The organism is Sphingobium sp. (assembly GCF_041987595.1).
Taxonomy (GTDB): Bacteria; Pseudomonadota; Alphaproteobacteria; order Sphingomonadales; family Sphingomonadaceae; genus Sphingobium.
Genome location: NZ_JBHIWJ010000008.1, coordinates 19,018 through 42,014 on the forward strand (window position 1 = coordinate 19,018; position 22,997 = coordinate 42,014).

The 22,997-nt window shown below is 63.9% G+C and carries 25 protein-coding genes and 1 tRNA gene; 13 read left to right on the forward strand and 13 right to left on the reverse strand.

All coding sequences use genetic code 11. The annotated features are described in order from the left end of the window. Positions 1-318: 318 nt before the first annotated feature. The 9 genes from ACFC3J_RS03780 to ACFC3J_RS03820 all read left to right on the forward strand — a co-directional run bounded on the left by ACFC3J_RS03780 (position 319) and on the right by ACFC3J_RS03820 (position 6,662). On the forward strand, positions 319-1,191 hold the full coding sequence (locus ACFC3J_RS03780; RefSeq protein ID WP_375194874.1) for a hypothetical protein: 873 nt from the start codon (positions 319-321) through the stop codon (positions 1,189-1,191). A gap of 107 nt (positions 1,192-1,298) precedes the next feature. Then, positions 1,299-1,374 (forward strand) — tRNA-Val (locus ACFC3J_RS03785). Between the two features lie 80 nt (positions 1,375-1,454). Then, positions 1,455-1,628 (forward strand): hypothetical protein, encoded by a 174-nt coding sequence (locus ACFC3J_RS03790; RefSeq protein WP_375194875.1) that lies wholly within the window; start codon positions 1,455-1,457, stop codon positions 1,626-1,628. Positions 1,629-1,684: 56 nt separating this feature from the next. Continuing rightward, complete coding sequence (locus tag ACFC3J_RS03795) at positions 1,685-1,912, forward strand: zinc-finger domain-containing protein (RefSeq protein WP_375194876.1); 228 nt, start codon at positions 1,685-1,687, stop codon at positions 1,910-1,912. Between the two features lie 50 nt (positions 1,913-1,962). Next, positions 1,963-3,405: a metalloprotease TldD gene (tldD, locus tag ACFC3J_RS03800; protein WP_375194877.1), complete on the forward strand. Its 1,443-nt coding sequence runs from the start codon at positions 1,963-1,965 to the stop codon at positions 3,403-3,405. Positions 3,406-3,498: 93 nt separating this feature from the next. Beyond that, a complete protein-coding gene (locus tag ACFC3J_RS03805; protein ID WP_375194878.1) occupies positions 3,499-4,074 on the forward strand; it encodes a DUF924 family protein in 576 nt (191 codons plus the stop codon). Positions 4,075-4,230: 156 nt separating this feature from the next. Further along, positions 4,231-4,569, forward strand: a complete 339-nt coding sequence (locus ACFC3J_RS03810) for a P-II family nitrogen regulator (RefSeq protein ID WP_013847864.1) — start codon at positions 4,231-4,233, stop codon at positions 4,567-4,569. A 13-nt stretch (positions 4,570-4,582) separates the two neighbouring features. After that, positions 4,583-6,007 carry an ammonium transporter gene (locus ACFC3J_RS03815; protein WP_375194879.1) on the forward strand — a complete coding sequence of 475 codons (1,425 nt, stop codon included), beginning with the start codon at positions 4,583-4,585 and terminating at the stop codon, positions 6,005-6,007. A 151-nt stretch (positions 6,008-6,158) separates the two neighbouring features. Continuing rightward, the gene (locus ACFC3J_RS03820) at positions 6,159-6,662 is read left to right on the forward strand and encodes a hypothetical protein (RefSeq protein ID WP_375194880.1); all 504 of its coding nucleotides are present in this window, start codon (positions 6,159-6,161) and stop codon (positions 6,660-6,662) included. Here the strand turns inward: ACFC3J_RS03820 and ACFC3J_RS03825 are convergent. The 4 genes from ACFC3J_RS03825 to crtY all read right to left on the reverse strand — a co-directional run bounded on the left by ACFC3J_RS03825 (position 6,639) and on the right by crtY (position 10,927). Beyond that, complete coding sequence (locus ACFC3J_RS03825) at positions 6,639-7,577, reverse strand: phytoene/squalene synthase family protein (RefSeq protein WP_375194920.1); 939 nt, start codon at positions 7,575-7,577, stop codon at positions 6,639-6,641. The two genes, ACFC3J_RS03820 and ACFC3J_RS03825, sit on opposite strands and share 24 nt — an antisense overlap. Positions 7,578-7,673: 96 nt before the next feature. Further along, positions 7,674-8,255 carry a TIGR00730 family Rossman fold protein gene (locus ACFC3J_RS03830; RefSeq protein ID WP_375194881.1) on the reverse strand — a complete coding sequence of 194 codons (582 nt, stop codon included), beginning with the start codon at positions 8,253-8,255 and terminating at the stop codon, positions 7,674-7,676. A 13-nt stretch (positions 8,256-8,268) separates the two neighbouring features. After that, positions 8,269-9,750 (reverse strand): phytoene desaturase, encoded by a 1,482-nt coding sequence (locus tag ACFC3J_RS03835; protein ID WP_375194921.1) that lies wholly within the window; start codon positions 9,748-9,750, stop codon positions 8,269-8,271. A 16-nt stretch (positions 9,751-9,766) separates the two neighbouring features. Continuing rightward, complete coding sequence (gene crtY / locus ACFC3J_RS03840) at positions 9,767-10,927, reverse strand: lycopene beta-cyclase CrtY (protein ID WP_375194882.1); 1,161 nt, start codon at positions 10,925-10,927, stop codon at positions 9,767-9,769. Positions 10,928-11,003: 76 nt separating this feature from the next. On the opposite strand from crtY, the gene ACFC3J_RS03845 reads away from it, so the two are divergent. From ACFC3J_RS03845 to ACFC3J_RS03855, 3 genes are all read left to right on the forward strand, one after another. After that, positions 11,004-11,276: a metal/formaldehyde-sensitive transcriptional repressor gene (locus ACFC3J_RS03845; RefSeq protein WP_375194883.1), complete on the forward strand. Its 273-nt coding sequence runs from the start codon at positions 11,004-11,006 to the stop codon at positions 11,274-11,276. Beyond that, on the forward strand, positions 11,273-12,325 hold the full coding sequence (dmeF, locus tag ACFC3J_RS03850; RefSeq protein WP_375194884.1) for a CDF family Co(II)/Ni(II) efflux transporter DmeF: 1,053 nt from the start codon (positions 11,273-11,275) through the stop codon (positions 12,323-12,325). The genes ACFC3J_RS03845 and dmeF overlap by 4 nt, the downstream gene beginning before the upstream one ends. Positions 12,326-12,679: 354 nt before the next feature. After that, positions 12,680-12,922, forward strand: coding sequence for a hypothetical protein (locus ACFC3J_RS03855; protein WP_375194885.1), 243 nt, complete (start codon positions 12,680-12,682; stop codon positions 12,920-12,922). Positions 12,923-12,927: 5 nt separating this feature from the next. Here the strand turns inward: ACFC3J_RS03855 and ACFC3J_RS03860 are convergent, their stop codons facing one another. Genes ACFC3J_RS03860 through ACFC3J_RS03875 form a run of 4 tightly spaced genes read right to left on the reverse strand, consistent with a single transcriptional unit; the run spans position 12,928 to position 16,729 of the window. Continuing rightward, complete coding sequence (locus ACFC3J_RS03860; protein WP_375194886.1) at positions 12,928-14,112, reverse strand: NAD(P)/FAD-dependent oxidoreductase; 1,185 nt, start codon at positions 14,110-14,112, stop codon at positions 12,928-12,930. 2 nt (positions 14,113-14,114) lie between these two features. After that, positions 14,115-14,543, reverse strand: a complete 429-nt coding sequence (locus tag ACFC3J_RS03865; protein WP_375194887.1) for a TIGR01244 family sulfur transferase — start codon at positions 14,541-14,543, stop codon at positions 14,115-14,117. Between the two features lie 60 nt (positions 14,544-14,603). Further along, entirely contained in the window at positions 14,604-16,373 is a 1,770-nt protein-coding gene (recQ, locus tag ACFC3J_RS03870; RefSeq protein WP_375194888.1) for a DNA helicase RecQ, read from the reverse strand. Between the two features lie 41 nt (positions 16,374-16,414). Beyond that, on the reverse strand, positions 16,415-16,729 hold the full coding sequence (locus ACFC3J_RS03875) for a hypothetical protein (RefSeq protein ID WP_375194889.1): 315 nt from the start codon (positions 16,727-16,729) through the stop codon (positions 16,415-16,417). A 96-nt stretch (positions 16,730-16,825) separates the two neighbouring features. Here ACFC3J_RS03875 and ACFC3J_RS03880 point away from each other — a divergent pair, with 96 nt between their 5' ends. After that, a complete protein-coding gene (locus ACFC3J_RS03880; RefSeq protein ID WP_375194890.1) occupies positions 16,826-17,947 on the forward strand; it encodes a serine hydrolase domain-containing protein in 1,122 nt (373 codons plus the stop codon). On the opposite strand, the gene ACFC3J_RS03885 is transcribed toward ACFC3J_RS03880, so the two are convergent. From ACFC3J_RS03885 to ACFC3J_RS03905, 5 genes are all read right to left on the reverse strand, one after another. Beyond that, the gene (locus ACFC3J_RS03885; RefSeq protein WP_375194891.1) at positions 17,944-18,732 is read right to left on the reverse strand and encodes a PhzF family phenazine biosynthesis protein; all 789 of its coding nucleotides are present in this window, start codon (positions 18,730-18,732) and stop codon (positions 17,944-17,946) included. The two genes, ACFC3J_RS03880 and ACFC3J_RS03885, sit on opposite strands and share 4 nt — an antisense overlap. Positions 18,733-19,079: 347 nt before the next feature. After that, positions 19,080-20,156, reverse strand: coding sequence for a chorismate synthase (gene aroC / locus ACFC3J_RS03890; RefSeq protein WP_375194892.1), 1,077 nt, complete (start codon positions 20,154-20,156; stop codon positions 19,080-19,082). Between the two features lie 70 nt (positions 20,157-20,226). Continuing rightward, complete coding sequence (fabI, locus tag ACFC3J_RS03895; protein WP_375194893.1) at positions 20,227-21,033, reverse strand: enoyl-ACP reductase FabI; 807 nt, start codon at positions 21,031-21,033, stop codon at positions 20,227-20,229. Further along, on the reverse strand, positions 21,033-22,001 hold the full coding sequence (locus ACFC3J_RS03900) for a YihY/virulence factor BrkB family protein (protein WP_375194894.1): 969 nt from the start codon (positions 21,999-22,001) through the stop codon (positions 21,033-21,035). The genes fabI and ACFC3J_RS03900 overlap by 1 nt, the downstream gene beginning before the upstream one ends. 14 nt (positions 22,002-22,015) lie before the next feature. Then, positions 22,016-22,951, reverse strand: coding sequence for a DnaJ C-terminal domain-containing protein (locus ACFC3J_RS03905; RefSeq protein ID WP_375194895.1), 936 nt, complete (start codon positions 22,949-22,951; stop codon positions 22,016-22,018). Between the last annotated feature and the right edge of the window lie 46 nt (positions 22,952-22,997).

The following is a 22,997-nucleotide window of genomic DNA, read 5'->3' on the forward strand; positions in this document are numbered from 1 at the left end:
GCGGGAGGGTCGGGGAAAAGGTAATCTCTATAATCTGCTGTCCAGAACTGCCGAAAAGTGGCGGGTTTCTGCCGTTTTTGCGGTTGGCCTTCCGCTATAATCTTCTGCAACCTCATAGGGGGTAAAACTATAATCCCTTTGAAAAGTAAGCCTTTTTTCGAGCCTCAAAATCACTCTTCAAAGCTATAATCTGGTTATAGAAAGATTATAGGTAATGTTAGCTGTAAACCATTGAATTTGCTCGATGGTTATAGATGTTATAGTTTTCCCGACCCCTACCGGCTTACTAATCCTGTCCCGCCTGTATAGGGATGAACCATGTTATCTGACCTGTTGAACATCTGGGCAGGGTTTGGCCCTGAGACAAAGGCCGCCCTGATCGGTGCGGTATCGACATTGGCCGCTGCCATAGGAGGTTTCGGGGGCTTAATCCTGCAGGTCCGGTCGCAAGGCCGACAAAATCGAGCAAGCGTAGCAGAGAACGAGCGCCGTCGCTTGAAGGCTGCGATGTATGAAGAAAGCGTCGGGATCTGCAACGAACTAAGCGACAAGAATATCGATTACACTACAAAGTTACGAAGTGCGGGTACCCAGATATTGATGGCCGCCAAAGTAGGCGAGCTTGCCGCTTCATCAATGTCGCCCAACTGCAGCTTAATGAGCTTAAGGCAATCTTTCTATCAGTGCCACGATGCTGCAGTGCGGTTCATCATAATGATCGAACGCAGACGGATCATAGATCCGCGTATGGCAGTTTTCCGCACCGTGATGAATGCGACACTCCACGACATGCGGCAGAATTTCGAACAGAGGATTGTCCCGATCGCGTGGCCCGCTTTCCCGACATTCGCGCCCGACGGCCGACAAAATCACTATGTTCCTCTCTCCGAGCAGAGCGCAGAGAAGATCAACCGAGATCTCACCGAGATCGCTGATCAGGCATCGGATGTTGGGTGCCACATCGAAGATTTTTTAGTTGAGATGCAAAACCATCTCCTTGGGGATCTGTTCGGTCATGAGGTAGCGCACCGGGTTCCCCTGGACCGTCGCTATCGGGTCACGACGCTTAATGCTGCACCAGAGATCGAACGCGATATCATGACGGAGAGTGAATGGGGGAAATTAGCTCAGCAAACTGAAAAGAACGTCCTGGCTGGCCTGACGGGAAAGGCTGAGGAGCTTCGGGAATAGTTCGGGACTCTCAGGTCCGCTCTGTTCCTCTCGTTGCCGATCTGTTCCGCAAATGTGCGCTTGACCGGAAGCCAAAATCGCCTAGAAGCGCCGGGAAATCCCCACGGGGGCGATTAGCTCAGTTGGTAGAGCGTCTCGTTTACACCGAGAATGTCGGCGGTTCGAGCCCGTCATCGCCCACCATCCCCTTGAAAAGATGCTTTTGCAGACGGGCCTCTTGCCCTATCATGACAGCGACCATTTTGGTGGAGGCACACCCGGTCATGTCTCTCACGGTCCTGTTTGGCGGTACAATTGCGCCCTTTCTGCTGATATTTTCGCCGATCACCCTGGCGAGCGTCCGCGATTGCCTGAACTGGGAAGCACCCGCCAAGGCAGCGAAGGCGGCAGTTGACCCGCCCTGCCGGAAAAAGCGGCCGCCCTTGCTGCTGATGTAAGCCATGCTTTTTCCGGATATTGCGGCGCAGCGTCAGCGCTGCTAATCGGTGCCGCCATGATCCAGCCGCCCGAAATCCTTCGAGTCACCAAATCCCGCGTCTGCTGCGATGGTTCGGGTGACATTCCGGCCGCCCTCGGCCATCCGCGCGTCTTTCTGGAAATTGACGAGCATGGCTATGTCGATTGCGGCTATTGCGACCGCCGCTTCGTGCTGATCGGCGGCCCGGCCGACACGCCGGAAATAGCGGGCCTGCCCGACATTTCCTCGGGCGCCAGCCTCTAAGCCTTCGATTTTGATTGGGCTTCGGCCATGCCGCTCCTATATCGAACGGCATGACCGACGCTGCTCCCCAATTTACTGATGCCCGCGGCCTGCTCTATCGCCCGGGCCTGCTCGACCCCGATGGCGCGCGCCGCCTGACAGCCGAAGCGCTCAAAAGCTGCGACGATGGCGAACTTTTCCTGCAATATCGGGCAAGCGAGAGCTTCGGTTTCGATGACGGAAGGCTGAAGACCGCCGATTATTCGACCGATGCGGGCTTTGGCCTGCGCGGCGTGTCAGGCGAGATGACCGGCTTTGCCCATGCCAACGACATCAGCGAAGCCGCGATCCGCCGCGCCGCCGAGACGCTCACCTTGCTCGATCCTGCCAAGGGCCAGCCTGCCTCGCCCCCACAGCACACCAACCGCCATCTCTACACCGACGTCAATCCGCTGGAGATCGTGCCCTTTGCCGAGAAGGTGACGCTCTGCGCCGCCATCGACGCCGCCGCACGCGCCCGCGATCCCCGCGTCGCGCAGGTGTCGGTTAGCCTCGCCGGAAGCTGGTCGGTGGTCGAGATCGTGCGCGCCGACGGCTTCACCGCGACCGACATCCGGCCGCTGGTGCGACTGAACGTCTCCGTCATTCTCGAGGAAAATGGCCGCCGCGAAACGGGCGTGTTCGGCATTGGCGGACGCTATCTCTACGATCAGGTGATGGATCCCGCGATCTGGAACAGGGCAATCGATGAAGCGCTGGCGCAGGCGCGGGTCAATCTGCGTTCCGTGGCCGCACCGGCGGGCGAAATGACCGTGCTGCTCGGGCCGGGCTGGCCGGGCGTGCTGGTGCATGAGGCCATCGGTCACGGCCTGGAGGGCGATTTCAACCGCAAGGGCACCAGCGCCTTCTCCGGTCGGGTCGGCGAACGCGTCGCGGCGCCGGGGGTTACCGTGGTGGATGACGGATCGATCACGAGCAGGCGTGGCTCGCTCTCCATTGACGATGAAGGCACGCCGACCCGCGAGAATGTGCTGATCGAGGACGGCATCCTCAAGGGCTATATGCAGGACCGGCTGAACGCCCGACTGATGGGTGTCGAGCCGACCGGCAACGGCCGCCGGGAAAGCTACGCCCATGCCCCGATGCCGCGCATGACCAACACCTTCATCAAGGGCGGGCAGGACGATCCGGAAGAACTGCTCGGCCGCATGAAGTCAGGCATTTTCGCGAAGAGCTTCGGCGGCGGGCAGGTCGATATCGTCTCGGGCAAGTTCGTCTTCTCCTGCACCGAGGCCTATAAGGTCGAGAATGGAAGGCTGGGCGATCCGATCAAGGGCGCGACCCTGATCGGCGATGGTCCGACCGCGCTGACCAAGGTCATCGGCGTCGGCAACGACTGGGCACTGGACGAGGGTATCGGCATGTGCGGCAAGGGCGGCCAGAGTGTGCCCGCCGGGGTCGGCCAGCCCACGCTGCTGATGGAAGGTCTGACCGTCGGCGGAACGGCGACCTGATTCAATCCACGACCTCGGGTCAGCGGAACGGCGACCGGAGGCCAGGGCGCCACGGGTTGCGGAACCTGACGGCTGTTTCGTCTTTGTCATGTTATGAACATGTTGACCGACAGTCATGACGCCGTGACCGCCGATTGGGCGGCGGCCCTGCTCGACTTCTGGTTCAATCAGGTCGGGGAAGAGGGCTGGTGGAGCCATGACCCCACCCTTGACCGGACATGCTCGGCCCGGTTCCGCGATGTGTGGGCCGAGAAACGCACCCTGTCCCCGGAAGAATTTCTCGAACGGGCTGATGACGCCCTCGCCGCGGTTCTGCTGTTCGACCAATTTCCGCGCAACATGTTCCGCGGGTCGGCACAGGCATTCGCGACGGATGAACTCGCCCGGGACATCGCGCGCGGTGCGATTGCGCATGGCTATGACATCCAGATCGGCGGCGCGGGCAGGCTGTTTTTCTACATGCCGTTTCAACATAGCGAGAATCTGGACGATCAGGAATTGTCGCTCACGCTGTTCGAAGGAGCCGGAGACCCGAAATCTCTGGCCTTTGCTCGACAACACCATGCCACCATTTTGCGGTTCGGCCGCTTTCCCCATCGAAATGCGCTGTTGGGACGTTCCACGCTGGCCGAGGAAAGGCAAGCAGCCGAGGAGGGCGCGCACTGGTAATTCCGCTGCCCGTTTTTTAGGCATCACTGACGCGCTGCCCAAATTTTTGGCGGCGCGCCTGCAATCCTTGTAGAAAATCCCCGCACTTACGGCCGCTTAAGAAACTGGCATGCCTCTTGCTAGGTGTGTTGTCGCACACCAGTAACAGGGGGCGACATGAAACTTGTCATGGCTATCATCAAGCCGTTCAAGCTTGACGATGTCCGCGAGGCTCTTTCCTCGCTCGGCATCGCCGGCATGACGGTGAGCGAAGTGAAGGGCTTCGGCCGCCAGAAGGGGCAGACCGAAATCTACCGCGGCGCCGAATATTCCACGAATATGGTCCCGAAGATCAAGATCGAGGTGGTCTGCGACGACGACCTCGCGCCGCGCGTCGTGGAAGCCACGCAGGCGGCAGCCAATTCGGGCGCCATCGGCGACGGCAAGATCTTCGTTCTCGATGTCGAACAGGCGGTACGCATCCGTACCGGCGAGACCGGCGAAACCGCTCTGTAAGAAGGGGGAATTAATGTCCTTTTCCAAGAAGCTTTGCGGCGTGATGGGGGCGGTCGGCCTGTCCCTGCTCGCGGCCGCACCGGCGCTGGCCGCGCCGATCAAGGCGCCAGACGCCACAGCCATGGCCGCGATGGTCAACAAGGGTGACGTCGCCTGGATGCTTGTCTCGGCCGCGTTGGTCCTGATGATGTCCGTTCCCGGACTCGCCCTGTTCTACGGCGGTCTGGTCCGCACCAAGAACATGCTGAGCATCCTGATGCAGGTGTTCATGATCGTTTCGGTCGCCGGTCTGGTCTGGTGCTGCTGGGGTTATTCGATCGCCTTCACCAGCGGTGGCGAAAACCACTTCTTCGGCGGGCTTTCCAAGGCATTCCTGATGGGCGTCGACGGCACGACCTATGGCGCGACGTTCAGCAACAACGTCTATCTGCCTGAGTTCGTGTTCGTGGTCTTCCAGATGACCTTCGCGATGATCACGCCGGCGCTGATCGTCGGCGCCTTTGCGGAGCGCGTGAAATTCTCCTCGCTGATCGTGTTCGTCGTGCTGTGGCTGACCTTCATCTACTTCCCTATGGCGCACATGGTCTGGTACTGGGCTGGCCCGGACTTCCTGGTTGACGCACCGACCGATTACGGCCTGCTCTGGGGCTGGGGCGCGCTGGACTTTGCAGGCGGCACCGTCGTTCACATTAATGCCGGTATCGCTGGCCTCGTGGGCGCCCTGATGATCGGCAAGCGCGTCGGCTTCCCCAAGGAACCCATGCCGCCGCACTCGCTCACCATGACGATGATCGGCGCCAGCCTGCTGTGGGTCGGCTGGTTCGGCTTCAACGCCGGTTCCAACCTGGAAGCCAATGCCGTCACCGGCGTCGCCTTCATCAACACCATGGTCGCCACCTGCGCGGCGGCGGTGAGCTGGTCGCTGGTCGAACAGGTCCACCATGGCAAGGCCTCGCTGCTCGGTGCGGTCACGGGCGCCGTCGCCGGCCTCGTCGCCATCACCCCGGCCGCTGGCTTCGCGGCTCCGATGACCTCGATCGCGCTCGGCTTCGTCGTCTCGCCGATCTGCTACATCTTCGTGGCGTTCGTGAAGGGCAAGGTCGGCTATGACGACAGCCTGGACGTGTTCGGCGTGCACTGCATCGGCGGGATCGTCGGCGCCATCGGCACCGGCATCGTCGCGGCCCCCTCGCTGGGCGGCCAGGGCGTGTTCGACTACACCGTCTTCCCGGCGGCCTTCCATCCGGAAGCCTACAGCATCGCCGGTCAGGTCTGGATCCAGATCAAGGCGGTCGTGTTCACCCTGCTCTTCTCCGGCATCGGCAGCGCGATCCTCTACTTCATCATCGACAAGACGATGGGGCTGCGTCCGAGCAAGGAAGCCGAAATGGAAGGTCTCGATCTCTCCAGCCACGGCGAGCGGGCCTACAACTACTGAGATTGGCAGGGCGGGCCGATCAAAGGCCCGCCCGCCTCACCCTGTTCCTCCTGCGAACATTCCTTGGGACCGGTACGCAAGTGCCGGTCCCTTTTTTTGGCACGAAATACATTGGGTTGGCGGGAAAGAAGCAGCGTGCCATGCTCAGGCCATGCGCTACGTCCTTCGACATCTGGCATTGTCGGCACTGACGGTCGCCTGCCTAAATCCTGCGTCATCGTTCGCGTGCGCCGTTTCCTTAACTGTACGGGATCGGGCGCAAGGCCCTTTTGATTCCGTAAACCTCGCGAGAATTGCGCAGTCAGGCTATATCAGCCCGACCGGTCCGGCCGATCGAGCCTGGAAAGCGACGGCCATCATCGAAGGCCGGATCGCAGAACGTATAGTCACCCTGTACAGCGATCCCTCGGACTGCAACGAAAGGGTCGCCATCCCCCATGCGGGCGAAGTCTGGGTGATCTATATCAAGCGCTTCGAAGACCACCGGAGCTTGGCGGTTCTCGCCATGTCGCTCGCGCAGGCGCGTAGGGAAGATCCAAGGTTTGGTGGCCTGCCTTATCCGGATTACGCCCGGCGCGACCGGGAAGTTCGTAAAGTGAACCGTCAGTTATCCCTTAGGCGGAAGCTCGGTTCAGACGCGAGGCCGAGTCCATAAGCTGGTGGCGCGGCTTTCCGTGACGGGCCAGCGGCGGGCGCGGCCCATCACCTGCAGACCCGCGCGCAGAACCCAGCCGAGCTTTTCCTTCCTGGGCGTCGTCACGCGATGATCCCAAGCATGTTCCCCCCGGCGGGCCACTTCGCGGGCGATGTCGCCATAGATGCCCGCCGCCGCCAGCACCGCCCAGGCGGCACGAGGGGGCAGGGCGCCGGTGCCATGACGGGCGCTCTCCTCATAGGCGGCCGCCATGTCGGCAAGACGGCGGGCGAGCAAGGCGAGGCGGGGGCGCACCCAGGGCTTCATATGCTCGCCCGGCGGGATATCCATCTCCACCAGCCATTCTTCAGGCAGGTAGCAGCGGTCGGCGGCTTCATCCTCGCTGATGTCACGGGCGATATTGGCGAGCTGGAACGCCAGTCCCAGATCGCAGGCGCGATCGAGCGTGGTCTCGTCGTCGGGATCGACGCCCATCAGGATCGCCATCATGCAGCCCACCGTGCCCGCGACATGATAGCAATAGCGCAGCATGTCCGCCTCGCTGCGCGGCCGCCACTCGCGGGCGTCGAGCGCGAAACCTTCGATCAGATCGTGGGCATAGCGCTCGGGGATCGCGCATTCGCGCATGACCAGGCCAAAGCCGTCAAACGCCGGATCGCCGGTCGGCTCGCCATGGAGCGCGGCGGCGGTGAGGACGCGGATGGCCGACAGCCGCGCCTGCCCGTCCGCCACTGCGCGCATGGTGCCGCCATGGTCCTGCCCGTCGGCGATGTCGTCGCACTTGCGGCACCAGGCATAGAGCAGCCAGGCCCGTTCCCGCATCTGCCGGTCGAACAGTCTGGACGCCATTGCAAAGGATTTGGAGCCTCGCGCGATGCTCTGCCGTGCATGGGCAACAAGGGCGGCGCGGTCCATGAAGATGTCGTTGGTCACGCTGCTGACATGCCCTCCCGGGCGATGAGAGTCACCCGCTTCTGATCGACCTCCCGTGTACGGAACGGGCCCATGCGATCAGAGCCGCTCAGCCTTCATCGTGAAGATGGTTTCATGGGGCTGATACGCCGCCATATGATCCAGCAGCGGCTCGATCGCATGGGCATGGATCAGAATATTGGCGTGCTGCGCCCGGATGAAGCCCGCTTCGACCATATGCTGGTTGAAGGTAATGAGCTGGTCGTAAAATCCTGCAACGTTCAGCAGACCCACCGGCTTGTGGTGATAGCCCAGTTGCGCCCAGCTGATCGCTTCCCAAAGCTCGTCCATCGTGCCGACGCCGCCCGGCAGGGTGACGAAACCATCGGAAAGGTCAGTGAACAGCTGCTTGCGCTGGTGCATGGTCTGGACGACGTGCAGTTCCGTGCAGCCGCGATGGGCGACTTCCGCGCCGACCAGCGCTTCCGGGATGACGCCGATCACCTCGCCGCCCGCTTCCAGCGCCGCGTCGGCCACTGCGCCCATCAACCCGAGTCGACCGCCGCCATAGACAACGCCAATGCCACGCCCTGCCAGCATGCGCCCGACATGACGGGCGGCTTCGACGAAAATGGGATCGGCCGGGGTGGCCGAGCCGCAATAGACGGCAAGTCTCTTCATTGCCCCTTCAACCTCAAACCAGATCTTCCAGCATCAGTGCGGCCGTAGCCTTGGCGCTGCCGACCACGCCGGGGATGCCCGCGCCCGGATGGGTGCCTGCCCCTACCAGATAAAGGTTGGGGATGACATCATCGCGATTATGTGCCCGGAACCAGGCGCTTTGGGTGAGCAGTGGCTCCAGACTGAAGGCACTGCCGAGATGCGCCGACAGATCGTGACGGAAATCCGGCGGCGCATAATGGAACTGGGTGACGATCCGCGAGCGGATATCGGGGATCAGCCGATGCTGGATTTCGTCCAGGATACGCTCGGCATAGATAGGCCCAAATTGCTCCCAGTCGATCGGCAGCTTGCCCATATGCGGCACCGGAGCGAGCGCATAGAAGGTCGAATGTCCATCCGGCGCCATCGACGGATCGGTGACGGTCGGATGGTGCAGGTAGAGCGAAAAATCCTGCGGCAGCACGCCATAATCATAAATATCGGTGAGCAGCCCTTCGTATCGCGGGCCGAACAGGATCATATGGTGCGGGATGCCCGGCCAGCTGCCCCTGATCCCGAAATGCAGCACGAACAGGCTGGGCGACCAGCGCTTTCGGGCAAGCTTTTCTGCCTGCTTACCGCCCCGCGGATGATGACCGATCAGGTCGCGATAGCTGTGCATCAGGTCGGCATTGGACGCAACGGCATCCGCCTCCCCGCGCCAGCCCGAAGCGCAACGCACCGCGACGGCGCGATCCCCATAGGTTTCGATCTGGACCACCGGATCTGCAAGGCGCAGCGTGCCACCCAGCCGTTCGAAATGGGTCGCCATCGCCTGCACCAGCCGATTGGTGCCGCCTTTGGCGAACCAGACGCCACCATCCTTTTCCAGCTTGTGAATCAACGCATAGATGGCGCTGGTCTGAAGCGGATTGCCGCCCACCAGCAGCGTGTGGAAGGACAAGGCCTCCCGCAGCTTCTCATTCTTCACATGGGAGGACACGACCGAATAGACCGAGCGCCAGGCCTGATGCTTCACCAGCGCGGGCGCCGCCCGTACCATCGAGGCGAAATCGAGGAAAGCGACCGAACCGAGCTTGCGATAGCCCTCTTCATAGACGCCGTCCGCATAGTCGAGGAAACTCTCATAGCCCGCGACATCTTCAGGATTGAGCCTGGCGATCTGGGCGCGCAGAGCGGTTTCGTCGTTGGAATAGTCGAAATTGGTGCCGTCGCGCCAGTTGAGCCGGTAGAAGGGCGATACCGGCACAAGGCTCACATCCTCCGCCATGTCATGGCCCGAAAGGCGCCAAAGCTCGCCCAGACAATCGGGATCGGTAATGACGGTCGGCCCCGCGTCGAAAACGAAGCCGTCCTTTTCCCACATATAGGCGCGCCCGCCGGGACGGTCGCGCGCTTCGACCAGCGTGGTCTCAACCCCGGCGGATTGCAGGCGGATAGCAAGCGCAAGGCCGCCAAAGCCCGCACCGATGACGATCGCTTTCCGGGTCATCATTATGGCCTGTTCATCAGGCGGGAGGGCTCATCAATGCACGCATGGCGCCCCTTATGGGCACCGGGGGCCGTCCGCACAAGATGCGGATGCGATCCTTGAGGGTTGATCGGCCTGAATAAAAGCGACCGATCAGGCCGGGATCGAGGCGATAGAAACGTTCGAAGATGCGCCAGCGCTGCTCCGGCACGGCGGCGCCGAACAGCATCCTGCCCAGCAGCCGGTAATAGCCGCCCTGCCGCCAATGCCGGGCTGCCCTGCTCCGCGTCATCTGCGCCAGCCCGCCGCCGTCCACCGGCCATGCCGCCGCGACGTCCAAGGCGAAGCGGACCGCATCGGGCAAGGAATAGCCCGTCATCGGCTGAAACAGGCCCGCCCGCACCCCGGCGCGCGCCACCGGGTCATCCTTGGGCCAGAAGCGGTCGAAATCTCCGCCATGAACCACCGGAAGAACGCCGCTCTCCCGATGAACCACCGCCTCCACCTGCCAGCCCTGCGCCTCGGCATAGGCAGCGATCCGGCGGTCGAGCGCAGCTCCCTCCAGATCCGGCCTGTCGCTGTAATAGGTGTCCTCGACGAAGATGCTGCGTTCATCCCAGGGCAGCACATAAACGAAGCGATAGCCGTCCGCCTGCTCGACCGTCGCGTCCATGATGACGGGGTGGGAGACGCCATGCGGCGCGCCGAGACGCAGCGTCTGGCCCACGAATTTCTGCCAGCCGCATTGCAGGGCGGCGAAGTTTGCTCCGCCCCGCGCATCGATCACGGCACCCGCCTGAAAGGTGCGGCCATCGGACAGGGTGACGCTGCCCGGCGTGAGGGCGGAGACGTCCGCGCCGGTCAGGACCCGCTTGCCAAGGGTCTGGCGGACATGGGCGTCCAGACGGGCCGACGTAATGCTGTTGTAGGGCGCGGCCAGCTGGCGCCCATGGCCGGGAAAGCGAACCTCGTGCCCCTGCGGCCAGCGATGCGCGACCATCGGCTCGATCAGCCAGCGATCGCAGGCGGCAACGTCGCCGTCGAAAAAGGACCAGATATGATTGCCGCCCAGCGTATCGCCGCTTTCCACCAACAGCAGGCGCGTATCGGGGTGCCGCGCCGCAACGGCCAACGCGATCAGGCACCCCGCAAGGCCGCCTCCCGCCACAGCAAGGTCGCAGTCTGTAATAATCGCCATCCCCCTCCTGTTAGGGCGCTATGCCGCAAAATGCACAGATTGTTTTTGGGGTTAATATAGGGTAGGGGGGTATCCTATGCATATTATTGCGGATCGGGATAAGCTGTTGGCGCGGGTGCGGCGGATCGCCGGACAGATCGGCGCGGTTGAGCGACAACTGGCAGGCGATGCCGGTTGTTCGGAAACGTTGCAACTGGTCGCGTCGGTACGCGGCGCAATCGGCAGCCTGATGGAAGAACTGATCGAGCAGCATATGCGCGAACATGTCGCCCGCCCCGGCCTCAGCGACGAGGCGCGCGAGGCGGCGGCCGAGGAAATGCTGGCCCTCATCCGGCGATACGGGAAATGAGCATGCACGACGAGCATGGCCATGGCAGCCATCACCATCAACATGACGATCATGGCCATATCCATGTCCATGAAGCGCCGCCCATCACCAATGATGAGGGCGAGGAAAGCCATTATTTCGATCATATCTACCTGACCGCCGGGCATGATCAGAATGCCCGCCGTACGCTATGGGTGTTGTGGCTGACCGCTGCGACCATGGTAGTGGAGATCGCCTTCGGCTGGATCACCGGATCGATGGCGCTGCTCGCCGACGGTTTTCACATGGCGACCCACGCAGGTGCAATGGCGGTGGCCGCGGCGGCCTATGGCTATGCCCGGCGCCATGCCCGCAACCCGCGCTACACGTTCGGGACCGGGAAGGTCGGCGACCTTTCGGGCTTCGCGTCGGCGCTGATTCTGGCCTTCACGGCGCTGTTCATTGCAGTCGAATCAGCCGCACGCCTGTTCGAGCCGGTCACGGTCGCCTTTGGCGAAGCGGCCTTTGTCGCGGCCCTGGGGCTGGTCATCAACCTCATCAGCGCGGTCATGCTGGGTCATGACCATAGCCACGATCATGGTCACGATCATGGTCACGGGCATGGGCATGGGCATGGGCATGGGCATGGGCATGGGCATGGGCATGACCCAGAACCCAAAAAGGGTCATGCCGACAATAATCTGCGCGCCGCCTATGTGCATGTGCTGACCGACGCGCTTACATCCGTGCTGGCGATCATCGCGTTGCTCGCCGGGCGGTATATGGGCTGGTGGTGGATGGACCCCGCGGTCGGCCTGCTCGGGTCGGCGGTGATCGCGCAATGGGCCTGGGGGCTGATGAAAGACACCTCCGCCGTCCTGCTCGACACGGCCGAACCGGCGCTGACAGCGCGCATCAAGGCACTGGCCGAAGCCGAAGGGGCTACGATCCGCGATCTGCATGTCTGGCGGATCGGACCGCACGCGCATGCGGCGATCATCAGCCTGGCGCGTGGAGCCAATGTGGGAGCGGTGCGGCAGGCAGTGAATGCCCTGCCCCGGATGAAGCATGTGACCGTCGAAACCGTCTGACCGGAAAGACGCTCCACCAACCGGCGGACAGGCCATGGCCTGCGACCACCGGACTCGTTCTGAACGATGGCTAACCGCCCCATCCAGCAAGCGTCAGGGCACAGGCCTCATATCCCTTCATATGACGGGTTTGTGGGAGGTCGCCATGTTCAGGACGATGCCCCCTGTCTCAAAAGCATTACCCCTTTCGGATTATTGCCCTTTGGTCGAATTGAGGCAGATCTCAAGCCGCTAAAAAAATATCCTACGACTCGGGCGATCCTGATCTGCATTGCTTGACTCGACTCGACCGTTACATTCACTTTCCCTTACGGAATGCGGCAAAAAAAGCCGCACCGTTGGAGAGGATGCCCCATGAACGCTGCCAGCCCGATCGGAGGAAAGTTTTTTCACGCGCTCCTGATGGAGTGCTTCGCTGAGCAGCGTCATCCCACCGAAGATGAGGTGGATTCCATCGCGTCCAAAATCTGGCGGGAAAGCCATGGGTCGTTGACGGGTCAGACGTGGCAGGATGTTGCGCGCGGCAGCGATGCCCATCGGCAGATGATCCATGCTGCTAGGGCGGCGCTGGGCGTGGACCGACAGATCGCAGCCTGATCCCGTCAGAGCGCCTGCGCCGCTGCCCAGCCGCTCGCCCAGGCCCACTGGAAATTATAGCCGCCCAGCCAGCCGGTGACGTCGACCGCTTCCCCGATCGCATAAAAGCCGGGAATGAGGCGCGATTCCAGCGTCTGGGAGGATAGATCGGCGGTCGAAATACCGCCGATGGTGACTTCCGCCTTCGCGAAGCCTTCCGTGCCGTTCGGGGCAAAGCGCCATCCGGCGAGGCGGCCTTCAGCCTCTTGCAGCTTGCGGTCGGGCAGATTGCCGAGATCGCCGGGCAGCGCGAGGCGTTCCGCGAGCGCGTCGGCCAGACGGTCCGGCAAATGGGCGCGCAGCATGGCCGTCACCGTGGCGCGGGGCTTGGCGCGCTTCGCCTGCGTCAGCCAATTGGCGGGCTGATCGGGCAGGAAGTCGAGACTGATGGTCTCGCCATGGCGCCAATAGGAGGAAATTTGCAGGATCGCGGGGCCGGACAGCCCCTTGTGCGTCAGCAACGCGGCTTCGCGGAATGCGGTCTTGCCATGGCGGGCGACGACGTCGGCGGAAACGCCGGAAAGCGAGCGAAACAGCAGATCCTCGCCCCCCAATGTCAGGGGGACAAGCGCCGGGCGCGGCTCGACGATCTTGTGGCCGAACCGGCGGCCCAGATCATAAGCGAAGCCGGTGGCGCCGATTTTGGGAATGGAAGGGCCACCCGTCGCCACGACAAGCGCCGGCGCCGAGGCGCTCCTGCCGCCGTGGATGACGCGATAACGGCCATCGGCATGGCTGACGTCCGTGATCGCATGGTTGAGGCGGATCGTCACCCCGCCCGCGTCGCATTCGGCCAGCAGCATGTCGACGATCTGCCGGGCGCTCCGGTCGCAGAAGAGTTGCCCCAGCGTCTTTTCGTGCCAGGCGATGCCGTGGCGCGCGATCAGGGCCAGGAAATCGCTGGGCGTATAGCGGCCAAGCGCCGATTTGGCGAAATGCGGATTGGCCGACAGATAGCGGTCGGGCGCGGTATGGATATTGGTGAAGTTGCAGCGGCCGCCGCCCGAAATCAGAATCTTCTTCCCCGGCTGGTCGGCATGATCGATGACGAGGACACGCCTGCCCCGCTGACCCGCGACGGCCGCGCACATCAGCCCGGCCCCGCCAGCGCCCAGGACGATAGCGTCGTAGCTTTCAGTCGGTCCGGACAAGGTCAGCCTGCGGCCAGCGCGTCCATGATCTGGCGGACGGGGGTGACGTCATAGCCCGCCGAAGCCGCCTGTTCGGTCAGCGCCGCCGGATGATCGCCCGCGCGGGCGCGGGTCAGCGCCCAGAGCAGCGTGCTGCGGGTGCCTGATCGGCAATAGGCCAGCACCTTCCCTTCTCCGGCCCCTTCGAGCGCGGCGGCCATGCCGTCGAGCTGCCAGGGCGCAAAGCCGCCATGCGCGACCGGAACGGCGGCATAGGCGATGCCCGCGTCCTTCGCGGCGGCCTCGATCTCCGCTCCGTTGGTCTGGCCCGGCTCCTCGTCGTCGGGGCGGTTGTTGACGATCATGGTCACGCCCAGCGCCTTCGCCTCTGCCACCTGATCGACGCCGATCTGGGGGGACACGTAGATGCTGCTGGTAAGCTGACGGAACATGGGCCGGAACTCCTTCTTGGGGGATGCCATGCGCCTCCGCACCGCAGGATTCAAGTGGCTTCAGGCGAAGGGCCGGATCGCCGCAAGGAAGGCATCGCCATAGGCGTCGAGCTTGCGCTGGCCGACGCCGCTGATGTGTCCCAGTTCGGTCAGGCTGGCGGGGCGCTGTTCGGCCATCTCGCGCAGGGTGGAATCATGGAAGATGACATAGGGCGGCACCCCTGCCTCCTGCGCCAGTTCGCGGCGGCAGGCGCGCAGCGCGTCGAACAGCGGATCGCCGACCGGATTTTCCGCGCCGCCGTTGCGGGCAGTGCGGCGGCGCTGCCTGCGCGGCGGCAGGACAAGGCTGACCTCTTCCTCCCCGCGCAGGATCGGGCGGGCATTGGGTCCCAGTTCCAGCCCGCCATGTTCGGTCGTCTGCAAGGCGTCGCGCACCAGCAGGGCGCGGGAAACCGGCCGCAGCAGCGCCGTCTCATCCCCCTCGACAATGCCGTAGACCGAGATCCTGTCATGCCCCCGCTCCCGGATCTTGTCGGTGACCGCGCCGGTCAGGACCGATTCGATGTGGCCCACGCCGAAGCTCTGGCCGGTACGATAGACGGCGGAGAGGAATTTGCGCGCCGTCTGGGTCGCATCGATGCTGGCGGGAGGGTTGAGGCAATTGTCGCAATTGCCGCAGGTCGCGGGCGGATCTTCCCCGAAATGCCGCAGCAATATCGCCCGGCGGCAGCTGCCGGTTTCGACCAGCGCCCCCAGCGCCGAAATGCGCGTGCGCTCGCCCTGCTGGCGGCTGGGATCGAGTTCGGCGATGCGCATCCTGGCGCGGGCGAAATCCTCCGCGCCCCAAAAAAGGTGCGCCTGTGCCGGTTCGCCGTCGCGCCCGGCGCGCCCGGATTCCTGATAATAGCCCTCGATCGACTTGGGCAGCCCGGCATGGGCCACGAAGCGGACGTCCGGCTTGTCGATGCCCATGCCGAAGGCGATGGTCGCGACCATCACCATATCCTCGCTGGCGATGAAAGCAGCCTGATTGGCGGCGCGGACCTGCGGATCAAGCCCGGCATGATAGGCGCGGGTGGGTCGGCCGGTGCGGGCGAGCGTTTCGGCCAGCTTTTCCGTCGCCGCGCGCGTGGGCGCATAGACGATGCCGGGTCCCTGATTGCTGGCGATCAGGTCCGAAAGCTGGCGGGGCAGGCCGTCGCGGGGATGCACCGCGTAACGGATATTGGGGCGGTCGAAACCCGCAATGACCAGCCCTTCGCGGGCAATGCCGAGCTGGACGAGAATGTCGTCGCGGGTATGCGCGTCCGCCGTGGCGGTGAGCGCAAGGCGCGGCACGTCGGGAAATTCATCGAGCAGCGGACGCAGCAGGCGATAGTCCGGGCGGAAATCATGGCCCCATTCCGAAACGCAATGGGCCTCGTCTATCGCGAACAGGGCGATTTTCGTGGCGCGCAGCAGGTTGCGAAAGGCTTCGCCGCTGGCCCGCTCAGGCGCGACATAGAGCAGGTCCAGCTCGCCGTTGCGCAGCCGGTCCTGCGTCTCCCGCCAGTCGGCATCCACGCTGGTCAGGCTGGCGGCGCGGATGCCGACGGCCTGCGCTGCGCGGAGCTGGTCGTGCATCAGCGCGATCAGCGGCGAGACGACGACGCAGCATCCATCCAGCGCGACCGCCGGCAGCTGGTAGCAGAGCGACTTGCCCGCGCCGGTCGGCATGATCGCCAGCGTCGGCTGGCCCGCCATGATGCGGCCGACGACCTGTTCCTGAACCCCACGAAAGCCGGGAAAGCCGAATATATCGTGCAGCAGTGTCGGAATGTCGGGGCGCATGTCCGGCGCTGTAGCGGGTTGGGGATGGCGGGGCCAGCCCCTCAGGGTTCGAGCAGGCAGCCCCACCCGTTGCGATAGCGGGCGGTACGGGAGGCGAGCAACGGAACAGCGGCGCTGACCGACCGCGATTCGGGAAGCTCCTTCAGCGAGACCACCCACATGCCGGGTTCCTTGTCTCCGCTGCAACTGTCCATCGACCGGCCTTCGACATAACGGCAGGAACAGGCGACGCGGGCGCCGAATGCCGCGCCGACCTGGGCGCGGGCGCGCAGGGCGCTGAAATTCCAGGCGAACAGCGCGATCCCGGCGACCGTGATCGCCGCCGCCGCATATATCCATTTCAATCGGCCTGCCATGCGCCCTTTCCAAGCCCGCCACGCGGTGTTCGCCGTCGCATTTCGCCATGCGGCGGACCATTTCATCCGCCCCGGAAATGCTCTAGGCCGCGGCTTATGAGGCTTGAGCGGAAAAGCGTAAAGCGCCTTGGCGCGGCGGGCGGCATTTTGGCGATGCTGGCGGTGGCGGGCATCTGGACGGTCCGGGCGCAGGCACCGGAACCCATCGCCCACATCAGCGGTGATTCGGACGTCGACGCCGCGTCCCTGCGCGCAGCGATCGAGCCGCTGTTCGATGACGCAGCCGGAGAAACCCGCGCCCTCATCGTCATGCACGATGGGGAGATCGTGGCGGAACGCTATGCCCCCGGTTTTGGACCGCAGACGAAATTGCTGGCCTGGTCCGCCGCCAAAAGCGTGACCGCGGTGCTGGTCGGGCTGATGGTGGCGGACGGACGGCTGGCGCTCGATTCGCCGGCGCCGGTCCCGGCGTGGGGCCAGCCGGGCGATCCCCGCGGCAGGATCACGCTGCGCCAGCTGCTCAGCATGACCTCCGGCCTCGATCATGTGGAGGACGCGGAACCGCTGGCGCAGGCGGACACGGTGCGCATGCTGTTCACCGACGGCGCGCAGGACATGGGGGCCTTTGCCGAGGCGAAGCCGCTCGCCCACAAGCCGGGATCGGTCTTTTCCTATTCGACCGGCAGCACCATGATCCTGACCGATCTCATGACCCGGATGCTGACCGGCAGCACCGATCCGGACGTGCGGCGGCGCGCCATGCAGATGTTTGTCGACGGGCGGCTGAAAATCCCGGCGCGCCTTCCCAGCCTGACCGTCGAATATGATGCGGCGGGAACGATGATCGGCGGCAGTTTCCTGCATATGACGGCGCGGGACTATGCGCGCTTCGGCGAACTGCTGCGCAATCATGGGCGCGGCGTGGCCGGACATCAGATCGTGCCGGAAAAGTGGATCGACTATATGCGCGCGCCTTCACCGCGCAACGCGGCCTATGGGGCGCATCTCTGGCTCAACAAGGATAGCGAGGAAAGCGCGCTGATGCCCGGCCGGGCGCCCGGCAGCCTGTTCGGCTGCGTCGGGCATGACGGCCAATATATCCTCGTTTCGCCCGCTCAGCGCCTGACCGTGGTGCGGCTGGGCATGTCCCCCGCCAGAGAAGAGCGGGAAGCGGTGAAGGACGGGCTGGCGAAGCTGGTGGGACTGTTTCCCCGCTAAAGGAAATATTGCCCCTCGATCACCGTGCGGCAGGCGCCGGTCAGGATCACCCGCCTGTCGGAGAGGCGGCAACCCAGATGGCCGCCCCGGGCCGAGGCCTGATAAGCGCTGATCTTCATCTTATCCAGGCGCTGCGCCCAGAAGGGCGTGAGCAGGCAGTGGGCCGATCCTGTCACCGGGTCCTCGTCGACGCCGCCGCCGGGGACGAAGACGCGGCTGACGATATCGCTTTCCTCGCCCGGCGCGGTGGCGATCAGCATGATGTAGCCCAAAGCCTTGAGGGCAGCGAAATCGGGCTTCAGCTCGCGCACCGCCGCTGCATCGGGGAACAGGAACAAGCTGTAGCCGCCGTCGCGCCAGTGCGATTCAATCGGGTTGCCGCCAAGGCCCGCCGCCAGTTCGGGCAGCGCACGCGGCTCCATCGCCCAGGCGGGCAGCGACAGCGCATAGCCGTCGCGATCGCGCGAGACGGTCAGGACACCGGCATGGCGCGTGCGGAAACGGACGGCGGTGTTGCCGCCCATCAGCACATGGCCGCTCGCCAGCGTGGCGTGGCCGCAGAGCTTGACCTCCACCGCGGGCGTGAACCAGCGCAGGGCATAGTCTGCTTCCGGATCATCCGGCGCAGGCACGGTGAAGGCGGTTTCGGAGAGATTATTTTCGGCCGCGATGGCCTGAAGCGTCGCGTCATCCAGCCATTGGCCGAGCGGCATCACGGCGGCGGGATTGCCGGTGAAAGGGGCGTCGGCGAAAGCGTCGACCTGGGTGAAGGGCAGGCTGGTCATGGGCGATCCTTTTTTGGCTTTGCCCGCCATCATGCCGTTGCGATTTGCAACCTGACAGGGCCGCTTGGACGGAACTGGTCTGCGCGTCCAGCCGATCGGCGCCCTTTTGCCGGAAACGAAATGGGCCAGCCATGATAACATGGCTGGCCCGTGTTCGCGGCTGAAGGGGACGCTTTGACCGTCAATCCATCTTTGGCCCAAGGGCCGGAGGAATGACGCTCCCCAGGCTTACGCACTGCCGCTCGCCCTCCCGCGGGCGATCTCTGCAGCGATGTTACCGCAGTTTACCTGAGTCGTCTCGCGGGAATCGCGCCTTTACCGAAAGAATGGCTCGATTCGGCGCGTTGTCAGTCCCCGCCGCACTGGGCGCGATGGAGAAGTTTCTGATCCGCCAGCACAAGCGCCATCATCGCTTCCACCACCGGCACGCCCCGAATCCCCACGCAGGGATCATGGCGCCCCTTGGTGATGATGTCCGCCGCTTCGCCCTGCCGGGTGATGGTATCGACCGGGATGAGGATCGAGCTGGTCGGCTTGAAGGCGATGCGGACCTTGACCGGCTGGCCGGTAGAGATCCCGCCCGCTATGCCGCCGGCATGATTGGCAAGAAAGACGGGCTTGCCGTCGGGGCCGGGCCGCATGGGATCGGCATTCTGCTCGCCGCGCAGACGGGCGGCGGCGAAGCCGTCGCCAATCTCCACGCCCTTGACCGCATTGATGCTCATCATCGCGGCAGCCAGTTCGCTGTCGAGCTTGGCATAAAGCGGCGCGCCCCACCCCGCCGGAACGCCGCTGGCCACGCATTCGACCACCGCGCCGAGCGAGGACCCGTCCAGCCTCGCATCGTCCACCAGTTTCTCCCAGCGCCTCGCGGCTTCCGGGTCAGGGCAGAAGAAGGGATTGTTGTCGATCTCGCCGGCGTCGAAGCGGGCATAGTCGATGGCGTCGCCGCCAATCTCGCTGACATAGGCGAAAATGTCGACGTCAGGGATCACCAGCCGCGCCACCGCGCCCGCCGCCACGCGCGAGGCGGTTTCGCGGGCAGAGGAGCGCCCGCCGCCGCGATAGTCGCGAAAGCCATATTTGGCGTCATAGGCATAGTCGGCATGGCCGGGACGATAGGCCTTGGCGACCTCGCCATAATCCTTGGAGCGCTGGTCGGTATTCTCGATCATCAGGCTGATCGGGGTGCCGGTGGTCCGCCCCTCGAACACGCCGGAAAGGATGCGCACCTCGTCCGGCTCGCGGCGCTGGGTCGTGAATTTCGAGGTGCCGGGCTTGCGCTTGTCGAGGAAAGGCTGGATGTCGACTTCGCTGAGCGACAGGCCGGGAGGGCAGCCGTCCACGACCGCACCAATGGCGGGACCGTGGGACTCGCCCCAGGTCGAGAAGCGGAAGACGCGGCCGAAGGTGTTGAAGCTCATGCTTGCCTGTTCCTCGTGAGGGGGTGCCCTCACCCTCCCTCTCCCGCTTGCGGGAGAGGGGTTCTCAAATTCACTTTTCGAGCGCGATGTCCGGGGCGTCTTCGGCCTTCATGCCGATGACATTGTAGCCCGCGTCGACATGGTGGATTTCGCCGGTCACGCCCGCCGCCAGATCGGACAGCAGATAGAGACCAGCGCCGCCCACATCCTCGATCGTCACATTGCGGCGAAGCGGGCTGTTCAACTCGTTCCACTTCATGATGTAGCGGAAATCGCCGATGCCGCTGGCCGCCAGCGTCTTGATCGGGCCAGCCGAAATGGCGTTGACGCGGATATTTTCGGGACCCAGGTCCATCGCCAGATATTTGACGCTGGTTTCCAGCGCCGCCTTGGCCACGCCCATGACGTTATAATGGGGGATGACCTTTTCCGCGCCATAATAGCTCAGCGTCAGCAGGCTGCCGCCCTCGCTCATCAGCTCGCGGGCGCGCTTGGCTACCGCAACGAAGCTGTAGGCGGAGATGTTCATCGTCAGCAGGAAATTTTCGAGGCTGGTGTCGACATATTTGCCGCGCAGCTCATTCTTGTCGGAAAAACCGATCGCGTGGACGACGAAGTCGAGCCTGCCCCACTTCGCCTTCAGTTCGTCGAAGGCGGCATCCAGCTTGTCCATGTCGGACACGTCGCAATCGATGAGCAGATCCGAACCCAGCTCGGCCGCCAACGGCTTCACGCGCTTGGCCAGCGCCTCCCCCTGATAGGAAAATGCCAGTTCCGCACCCTGCGCACGCAGGGCCTTCGAAATGCCCCAGGCCAGCGACTTGTCGTTCGCCAGACCCATGATCAGACCGCGTTTACCCGCCATCAAGCCCGTCATTATGTCGTCCCATTCCCTTTGTCGGCCTGCGCGGCAGCTTCAGCTTCCTCTTCCGGGAACTCCGCCAGCGCCGCATTCAATTCCGCGCCAATTACCACGCCAAGCCCGACTAGGAAGAAAAAAATGAGCGTAATCATCACACCTGCCAGACTGCCATAGGTCCGGTCATAGCCGCCAAGCAGGGAAAGCGTGAGCGGCAGCAGCACGGTGACGCCATACCACCATAGCGTCGTGGCGATCGCGCCGGGCCATTTCGGGAAGCGCGGGTCCTTGTAGAGGCTGGGCGTCAGCGAGACGTAGAGATAGTAAAGCGCCACGCCCAATATCATCATGGGCACCAGCTTGGTGAGGCTGACGATCTGGATCGCGTCATCGGCAAAGGGCAGGATCTGATGAAGAAACTGGTCGATGCCGGTGATGACCACCTGCAGGGAAAAGGCGAACATCACCGCGAACACGCTGACCAGGGTGATGCCGATGGCGGTCAGCCGATAATGCCAGAAAGGGCGCGTGCTCCTGGTGCCATAAGCGCGGCGCAGGATGTCCCGGATCGTCTCGATGAGGCTGCCGACGGTCCATAGCCCCACCAGACCGCCCAGCCAGAGCAGCGGACCCGTGCGTGCGTGGAGAACGTCCGCGATGGGTTGTCTCACGACATCGGCGACGCCGCGCGGGACAGTGTCCAGAAAGGCGTTGACCGCCGCCAGCCCATCCTGCGACCGGCCGAAGATGCTCGCCACAGCCGCTGCCACGATGAAGAAGGGAAACAGCGTCATCAGCGAAAGATAGGCAAGGTTCCCCGCATGAATGAAGCCGTCGCTATAGGTGCCGACGGCCACGCGCTTCATGATTTCAAAGGCATGGCTGCCGGGCCGCACGCGGTCGAGGTGACGGTTGAAATGGGCGCGGGCCTCTTGCGCGACGTGCTTGCGACGGGATTCGGGCGACAGGGGGGATGGTTGCGGCATCCCCCCCTAACCCCTCAAACGCCCAGATGGGTCCGCACGGCACGGCTGTCCTGCCAGCCATCGACCAGCGCCCTGATCGCCGGATCGTCAGCCGGAACGTCGATCAGCAGAGTGACGAGCTGGTCGCCGCGCTGCCCCCCCTTGCCATGAAAACCCCTGCCGCGCAGGCGCAGCGTCTTGCCGGAGGTCGCACCGGCAGGCACGCCCAGCATCACCGGCCCGTCGACGGTCGGCACCTTCACCTTCGCGCCCTTCACCGCTTCGTCGAGGGTGATCGGCAGGTCCAGCAGCACATTGTCGCCGTCGCGGGTGAAAAAAGGGTGCGGCTTGATTTCGATCGTGACGATGGCGTCGCCCGCGCCGGCGGGACCGGGCTGCCCCTTGCCGGAAAGCCGCATCTGCGTGCCGGTCTCGACGCCCGCGGACAGCTTGAGATCGATGGTCTTGCCGTCCTGCAAGGTGATCCGCTGCGGCGCAAGCGTCGCCGCGTCGACGAACTGGACCGCGAGGCGATAGGAGACATTGGCACCCTTTTGCGGTGGGGCGCCGCGGCCGAAACCGCCAAAGCCGCCGCCCCCGCTTCCCCGGCGACCACCACCGAACAGACCTTCGAAAATATCGCCGAAGTCCGCGCCGCCTTCGCTGAACTCAAAGCCGCCGCCCTGTCCCGGATGACCGCGAAAGCCGCCGCCCCCACCGCCACCGAAACCGAAAGGCGCGGTCGGATTGCCATCGCCGTCGATCTCGCCCCGGTCGAAGCGGGCGCGCTTGTCCTTGTCCGACAGCAGGTCATAGGCACTGGTGACGGCGGAGAATTTCTCGGCCGCCTTGGGATTGTCCTTGTTCCTGTCGGGATGCAGCTCCTTGGCGAGCTTCCGATAGGCGGACTTGATCTCTGCCTCGCTCGCGCCGCGCGCGACGCCCAAAGTGGAGTAGGGATCAGCAGCCATTGCCCGTCATGCATCCTTCTGGAGAAACAAATGAGATAGATTGGTT